The organism is Methylobacterium sp. Leaf87, from assembly GCF_001422775.1.
Taxonomy (GTDB): Bacteria; Pseudomonadota; Alphaproteobacteria; order Rhizobiales; family Beijerinckiaceae; genus Methylobacterium.
Genome location: NZ_LMMI01000002.1, coordinates 194,727 through 200,756, shown reverse-complemented (window position 1 = coordinate 200,756; position 6,030 = coordinate 194,727). Strand labels below are relative to the sequence as shown.

The following is a 6,030-nucleotide window of genomic DNA, read 5'->3' as shown; positions in this document are numbered from 1 at the left end:
GTGGCCTACCAGGAGGGCGACCCCGACCGGCCGATCGTGGTCGGCATCGTGCCCAACCCGAACAATCCCGTGCCGTACGACCTGCCGGCCAACAAGACCCGCATGACGTTCCGCTCCGACACCCATAAGGGCAAGGGCTTCAATGAGATGAGCCTGGAGGACGATGCCGGCCGGGAGAACATGTTCTTCCATGCCCAGAAGGACCACACCACCCGGGTGCTCAACGACAAGACCAAGCGGGTCGATGCCAACGAGGTGGCCTCGATCGGGGCGAACCGCTCGGTGGAGGTGGCCCGGAACCAGACCCACGAGATCGGCGGCTCGATGAACCTGACAGTGGGCGGGACCGGAGCCACGGCGGCCGCTCTGATGGCGCCGCTCGTCGGTATGGCCGGGCACACGGCCGGCCTGATGAGCCAGGCCGCGCAGGTCGCGGGTCTCGGCGGAGTGGCAGGCGAGGCGATGGGATTGATGGCCTCGGGCCTCGCTGGCTCCGTCCTGGGAATGCTCGGCGGAAGCGGTCTTCAAGCCAGGGATGGTGTGGTCAACGGGCCGAGCCCACGGGCGGACGCCGGCACCGCCCTGTCGCAGGCGGGCAGCGGCCTGGGCCAGGCTGCGGGCGGCCTGTTCTCGTTGCCGGGCATGATGAACACCATCGTCGGATCGATGAGCATGCGCAGCGTCGGCATTGCGGATGTCCAGCAGGTCGGCACCTCGAAGGTGACGCATGTCGGAGCGACGTTCCTGACGCAAGTCGGCAACTACTACAAGGTCGCGGTCGGCGACGAATTCGTCATCGAGGTCGGTGCGTCGAAGTTCGTGATGAAGAAGGACGGCACAGTCCTGATCCTCGGCAAGACCTTCAACTTCATCGCCGACGATCACGTCCAGATCCGGGGCGCTCCGATCGACCTGAACTGAGCGGTCGGAGGATCCCGATGCAACTCGTCAACCGAACGGCCTTTTCCGCCTTCGCCTTCCGCCAGTTCGACCAGAACGGAGACCTCGACTGTGTCGTGTCGGTGCGGGGCACGTTTCGTTTCGAACCCGGCGGGACGCTCGCCGCGGCCGACCGGCAGGAGCCCTTCCAGTGGGAAGACGTCTACGACGGCGAGCCCCAACAGGGATCGCTGCTGCGTCAGGGCGATCTCGTCCCCTACAAGCCGGGCACCGACGTGACGCTTCTCGAGGACGCCGTGAACCCGAACCCGGATGGCGGACCCTTCGTCTGCCGCATCCGGATCGGCAACCAGATCGATGCAAGCCTTCGCGTCATGGGGCCGCGCCGCTGGCAGGCACGGACGCGCCGGACTTGGCGCGGGCTGCTCCAGCGCGATCCGCAGCCGGTCCTCGAAGGCTGAGACCTGAGCGGCCCGGAACCCGCCGCGCGCGTCCCGCTCACCTGGGCCTCGGCCGTCGGCGGGACGCTGCCCGGAGCGACGGGCGAGGTGCATCCCGACAACCCGCTCGGCCTCGGGCTCGTCGACCGCGCGCACTGTGATCATCGCGAGACCTACCCGGCCCCCACGATCGAGGCTGCCGATGCACCGGTCGAGCGCTGGAACGCATTGCCCGCCCCGGCCGGCTTCGGTCCCCTTCCGCCCTGGTGGCGCCCGCGTCAGCGCTATGCGGGCACCTACGACGAAGCATGGCTCGCCGAGCGCCACCCGCTGCTGCCGCGCGACTTCGACCCGCGCTTCTGGCAATGCGCCCCGACCGGGCTCGTCGCCACGCCATGGCTCGCCGGAACCGAGGCCTTCACCCTCGACAACCTGCATCCCGACGCGCCTCACCTGACCGGCGGCCTGCCGGGTATCATGCTGGGTGTCACCGCGCGGGATGAGAGGGCCACGACGAAGCATCCGCTGGTCCTGGATGGCGTGCAGTTCGATCTGCGCGCGGACCGCGACGCGGTTCTCCTGACCTGGCGCTGCCGCTTTCCGCTCCCCGAAGCAGAGCGCGCGAAGATCGTGCTGGCCGAGCGCGCCCGGCTGCGCAGGAAACAACCGGACGAGGAGGTCGCGGCATGAATGGGCCCGATCCCGATGATTCGTCCGGCGACGACTATGCCGGGGAGCCGCCGCGTCCCGATCCCTGGACCACGAACCGCCCGCTGGAGGGCATGCGCGACACGCACGAGGCGCGCGTCGTCTGCCTGTCGCCGGACGTGTGCCTGACGCCGCGGGGCTCGGCCCTGGTGCCGGTTCCCTACCCGATCGTGGACTACGGCGCCCATTTCGACGGCTACGCCTCCTCGGTGCGGTTCACGAATTCGCGATCGAGGGCGATCTCGTCGTCCTCGACCCGTGCCTGACGCCGCGGGGCTCGGCCCTGGTGCCGGTTCCCTACCCGATCGTGGACTACGGCGCCCATTTCGACGGCTACGCCTCCTCGGTGCGGTTCACGGCGCAGACGGCGATGGTGCTGCGCTCGAGGACGACGCACGTGCACGGCGACGAAGCCGGCACGGGCGGCGGCGTGAAGTCGGGTACGCATCGGGACATCACCGAGCCGATCGGCCACGCGCCGCAGGTTCGGGCGGAGGGCTCGCCGGTGATCCGGCACCTCGACCGGTTCTGGATGAACCGGCGCAACACGGTGGGCGAGGCGGTCTTCGTCAAGGACCAGCGGGCCCGACCGGCCCCTGACGACGATGATCCGCTGCCCGGCTCGCTCCGCCGCGAACCGGCGCAACACGGTGGGCGAGGCGGTCTTCGTCAAGGACCAGCGGGCCCGACCGGCCCCTGACGACGATGATCCGCTGCCCGGCTCGCTCCGCCGCGTGACCTGAGGACCAGCGCCGGCGGCAGGCTCCTGCCGGGCGAGCGATGACGGACCGATCCCGACGATGGCAGGAACAGCCGAACCGACTTGGAGCAAACCGCCACCCACGGCGTCGGCGAGCCCCAACCTGGAACGCTTGGGCAAGTGGGGACGGTGGCTGCTGAAGGGCGGTGGACCGATCGGCCGCGCGGCGACGGCGATCCTGGACTCGTCGCCGACGGCGATGCCGTGGTTCGACGAGGTTCCTCGAGACGATTTCGAGACGAGCCTGTTCGCCAAGGCACGGCAATTGGAGGCGCAAGGCGTCGACAAGGACCGAATCCAGGACTGGTTCCGCGGCGAGAGGATGGCGCACGCCAAGACCAAAACGGAGGCAGAGAAGAAAGAAAAGACGAAGGCGGTAGCGAAGACCGAAACGGTTCGGGTGACGGGCAAGACCAACAAGAAGGAATTGTGCGAGATTGCCTGCGAGTGCCTCAATGATAGGGGTAGTCATGTAACCTACCAAGCCTGCGTCGCGGAGAAACTGCGCAAGCGCTACTATGATCCCGGCAGCGGCCAGCATCCTGCGGGCGGCCCGCGGTGACCGATGAGTGAAACGGCGGATGGGCCTCGGCCGGAAGTGAGTTACAAGAAGGGGGAAGAGCCGGATAGCAAGTATGCTCCGGTGGAGAGCCGGACCAAGCCGGGCATGCCCTCGACGGCTCCAGTGGTGCGCGGGGCTCCTCGGCCTGACGTGTCGTGGTGGCAGGACGGCGCGCTTTCAGAGCTTTGGGAAATGAAGTTCCCGAAGGCTGGGGGTGGTGTTGACGGTAAAACAAACGCTCAACGTGGAGGCGCGTATGAAGAAATCGCGGAGGACCAAAGCCAGCCTGGCCGGAAACCGGTCAAGGTGAAAGAGATCGATGTTGCGAAAGATTGCGACTGCAACAAAGGAAGCTCTGCGTCATGACAGCTGTACCGAGCTACATCGCCTGGCAGAGCCGGCGCACCCCGACGACGATCGAGACGGAGCTGGTGTACCGAGACCCACGATACAGCGATATCGTCTCAAGGGTCGGTGGGCTTCTCTCGCTTTACTTCCTGGACGGATGGACGACCCAGAAGCGACGGCAGCTTCTGGCCGTCGTCGAGGAATACTGCGACCTCTTCGCCGATCGGATCACACACTATCAGACGCCCGGCGAGCGTCAGCTCCGGTCCTTCAATGTTAATGAGGCTGTCGAGTACTACGAAGAAATTTCGAAAAATGAGGAAAGCGAGATGTATTGCTTCCTCAAGGGAGTCAATGCGATGGACAACGACGATCCCTCATTGTGGCTGTTGATAGCTTTCGGGTTTGAGAGAGACAACTCGCAGCGGCACCTGTCTGGGGTCAAGATCCACGTCCCGCCGGCGTTCATTCTGGACAATCCCGATCGCTGCGTGGACCTAGTCCGCCGCTGGTCCGAGCGTCTCGGCGCCGTGCATGGCTCTGGCGGGCTAGGCGTGCTGACAGAACCTGGCCGCGAGACGGTTGGTAAGGTCCTGTATTATCCGTTGATGCAGCGTTATCCCGCTCTCGAGTACGACAACATGGGTGGTTACTTCTCCGGGACGCGGTTCGGCGGCTACGAGGTGCCTCGCGCCTCGAACTGGCTCACGTTGCTGGGGGACGCCAACATCGCCCGCCCTATGCGGGCGGTGTGCTGATCCGGGCCGGGCAGGCGCCGGTCGTGGACAGCAACGGCATCGGCGGCATCCCGCAGGCCTATCGGGATGCCGCCCGRATCATCAAACCCATCCGTTTCGAAGACTACCGCCGAAGCATCATCGAGGTTCCCGAAGAGAAAGACGGACTGGAAGAGACGATGAAGTGGGTCCGCCGCTTCGACTGACGGTCGAATTGGCGCGAGGGACAGAGGATGTCGCGTCCCGATCCCTGGACCACGAACCGCCCGCTGGAAGGCATGCGGGAGACGCACGCGGCGCGCGTCGTCTGCCTGTCGCCGGACGTGTGCCTGACGCCGCGGGGGCTCGACCCTGGTGCAGGTTCCCGACCCGATCGTCGACTACGGCGACCATTTCGACGGCTACGCATCCTCGGTGCGGCTCACGGCGCAGAAGGCGATGGTGCTGCGCCGATGCAATCCGTGACTATACCAATCGCTGCAAATCCACGGGGGAAGCGAAAGGACTTGCCAAAGAGTATCTTGAGCGCCAGTCGCCACTTCACGTTCCCGATCAGGGGCTTGGTGGCACCTTGTCGAAGATCCTTCGCATGGGGAACTCTCATGTCAACTCGATCATCGGCGGAGGTTGGCCCAGCCGATTGGCCGAGTTCGAGCGACATGCGAAAAGCTTGAAGCCTGGAGAGAAGATGAACGTGCGGCTTTGCGCCACGATCAAGGGGCAGGATGCCTGCAGCAATCGCGTATCTTGATTGAAAAAATGAAAGTGAGAAAACAATGACGGCTGATAGATATAAGACCCTGTTCGATGAAGCGATCGAGCGGAAGCACCCCGAGATCTTGCGCCCATTTGAATACGGTGGGGGCAAAGCGCATGTTCCCGAAGTTCTGGCCTACATGTGGTCGCGGGTCGGCATCTCCATCTGGCTCAAAGGCACGTTCAGGACCTGCGACCCCGACATGGTCTGGCCGTCCATCGAAGATGCCCTCGAGGGCAAGAGCCTGCTGAACGCGGTCGATTGCGTGCCCTACCTCATCACGGCCTTCGGCAGTGTCTACGCCTGGAACCGCTCGCTCGGCGCGATCGAGTTCGATTTCCAGCGCGGCCGGATCACGATCCTCGCCGATCCTCGGGCCAAGGATCAACAGGCGAGCCCTACCGAGTTCGTGGTGCCGTTCCTGGCCGAGGAGGACAGTTACGACGACTACGACCTCTACGACGAGGCCGTGCGGAAGTTCGGGCCCTTGAACGAGGACCAGATCTTCTCGTTCGCACCGATCTTCGCCCTGGGAGGGCAGCCCAAGAAGGGCAACCTCATCGTGACGAACGCCCGGGCCCACTTGGCGCTCCTGTCGCAGTCACAAGGGTTCGACATCCTTCACTTCGACCGGAAGCGCTATCCGGGCGGCTTCGAGCGAGTGGAATGATCTGACGCCACGAATTCGCGATCGAGGGCGATCTCGTCGTCCCTCGACCCGTGCCTGACGCCGCGGGGCTCGGCCCTGGTGCCGGTTCCCTACCCGATCGTGGACTACGGCGCCCATTTCGACGGCTACGCCTCCTCGGTGCGGTTCA

General features: G+C 65.3%; 8 protein-coding genes and 2 pseudogenes. All 10 read left to right on the top strand.

The features are described 5' to 3' along the window. Nucleotides 1-921: pseudogene (locus ASF22_RS24320) on the top strand (type VI secretion system tip protein VgrG); the annotation flags it as partial. 17 nt (nucleotides 922-938) lie between these two features. Then, complete coding sequence (locus ASF22_RS02810) at nucleotides 939-1,361, top strand: DUF2169 domain-containing protein (protein ID WP_056261211.1); 423 nt, start codon at nucleotides 939-941, stop codon at nucleotides 1,359-1,361. A gap of 3 nt (nucleotides 1,362-1,364) precedes the next feature. Then, nucleotides 1,365-2,030, top strand: coding sequence for a DUF2169 domain-containing protein (locus tag ASF22_RS02805; protein WP_082483472.1), 666 nt, complete (start codon nucleotides 1,365-1,367; stop codon nucleotides 2,028-2,030). Then, on the top strand, nucleotides 2,027-2,314 hold the full coding sequence (locus tag ASF22_RS23585) for a PAAR-like domain-containing protein (RefSeq protein WP_056261205.1): 288 nt from the start codon (nucleotides 2,027-2,029) through the stop codon (nucleotides 2,312-2,314). Before ASF22_RS02805 ends, ASF22_RS23585 begins: the two co-directional genes overlap by 4 nt. Nucleotides 2,315-2,355: 41 nt before the next feature. Next, entirely contained in the window at nucleotides 2,356-2,748 is a 393-nt protein-coding gene (locus ASF22_RS22780) for a DUF4150 domain-containing protein (protein WP_244474185.1), read from the top strand. A 100-nt stretch (nucleotides 2,749-2,848) separates the two neighbouring features. After that, nucleotides 2,849-3,370 (top strand): hypothetical protein, encoded by a 522-nt coding sequence (locus ASF22_RS02790; RefSeq protein ID WP_156647594.1) that lies wholly within the window; start codon nucleotides 2,849-2,851, stop codon nucleotides 3,368-3,370. Nucleotides 3,371-3,406: 36 nt separating this feature from the next. Further along, the gene (locus tag ASF22_RS23580) at nucleotides 3,407-3,736 is read left to right on the top strand and encodes a hypothetical protein (RefSeq protein ID WP_156647593.1); all 330 of its coding nucleotides are present in this window, start codon (nucleotides 3,407-3,409) and stop codon (nucleotides 3,734-3,736) included. Further along, nucleotides 3,733-4,476, top strand: a complete 744-nt coding sequence (locus tag ASF22_RS25280) for a type VI immunity family protein (protein ID WP_056261195.1) — start codon at nucleotides 3,733-3,735, stop codon at nucleotides 4,474-4,476. Before ASF22_RS23580 ends, ASF22_RS25280 begins: the two co-directional genes overlap by 4 nt. Beyond that, a pseudogene (locus ASF22_RS24475) lies at nucleotides 4,407-4,661 on the top strand (type VI immunity family protein); the annotation flags it as partial. The gene ASF22_RS25280 and the pseudogene ASF22_RS24475, both read left to right, overlap by 70 nt. A gap of 633 nt (nucleotides 4,662-5,294) precedes the next feature. Next, a complete protein-coding gene (locus tag ASF22_RS02775; protein ID WP_210166647.1) occupies nucleotides 5,295-5,882 on the top strand; it encodes a T6SS immunity protein Tdi1 domain-containing protein in 588 nt (195 codons plus the stop codon). The last annotated feature ends 148 nt before the right edge of the window (nucleotides 5,883-6,030 follow it).

Excerpts from the sequence above, each read along its gene's own strand:
- ASF22_RS02810 (WP_056261211.1), top strand. The coding sequence starts at position 939 with ATGCAACTCGTCAACCGAACGGCCTTTTCCGCCTTCGCCTTCCGCCAG.
- ASF22_RS23585 (WP_056261205.1), top strand. The coding sequence starts at position 2,027 with ATGAATGGGCCCGATCCCGATGATTCGTCCGGCGACGACTATGCCGGG.
- ASF22_RS02790 (WP_156647594.1), top strand. The coding sequence starts at position 2,849 with ATGGCAGGAACAGCCGAACCGACTTGGAGCAAACCGCCACCCACGGCG.
- ASF22_RS25280 (WP_056261195.1), top strand. The coding sequence starts at position 3,733 with ATGACAGCTGTACCGAGCTACATCGCCTGGCAGAGCCGGCGCACCCCG.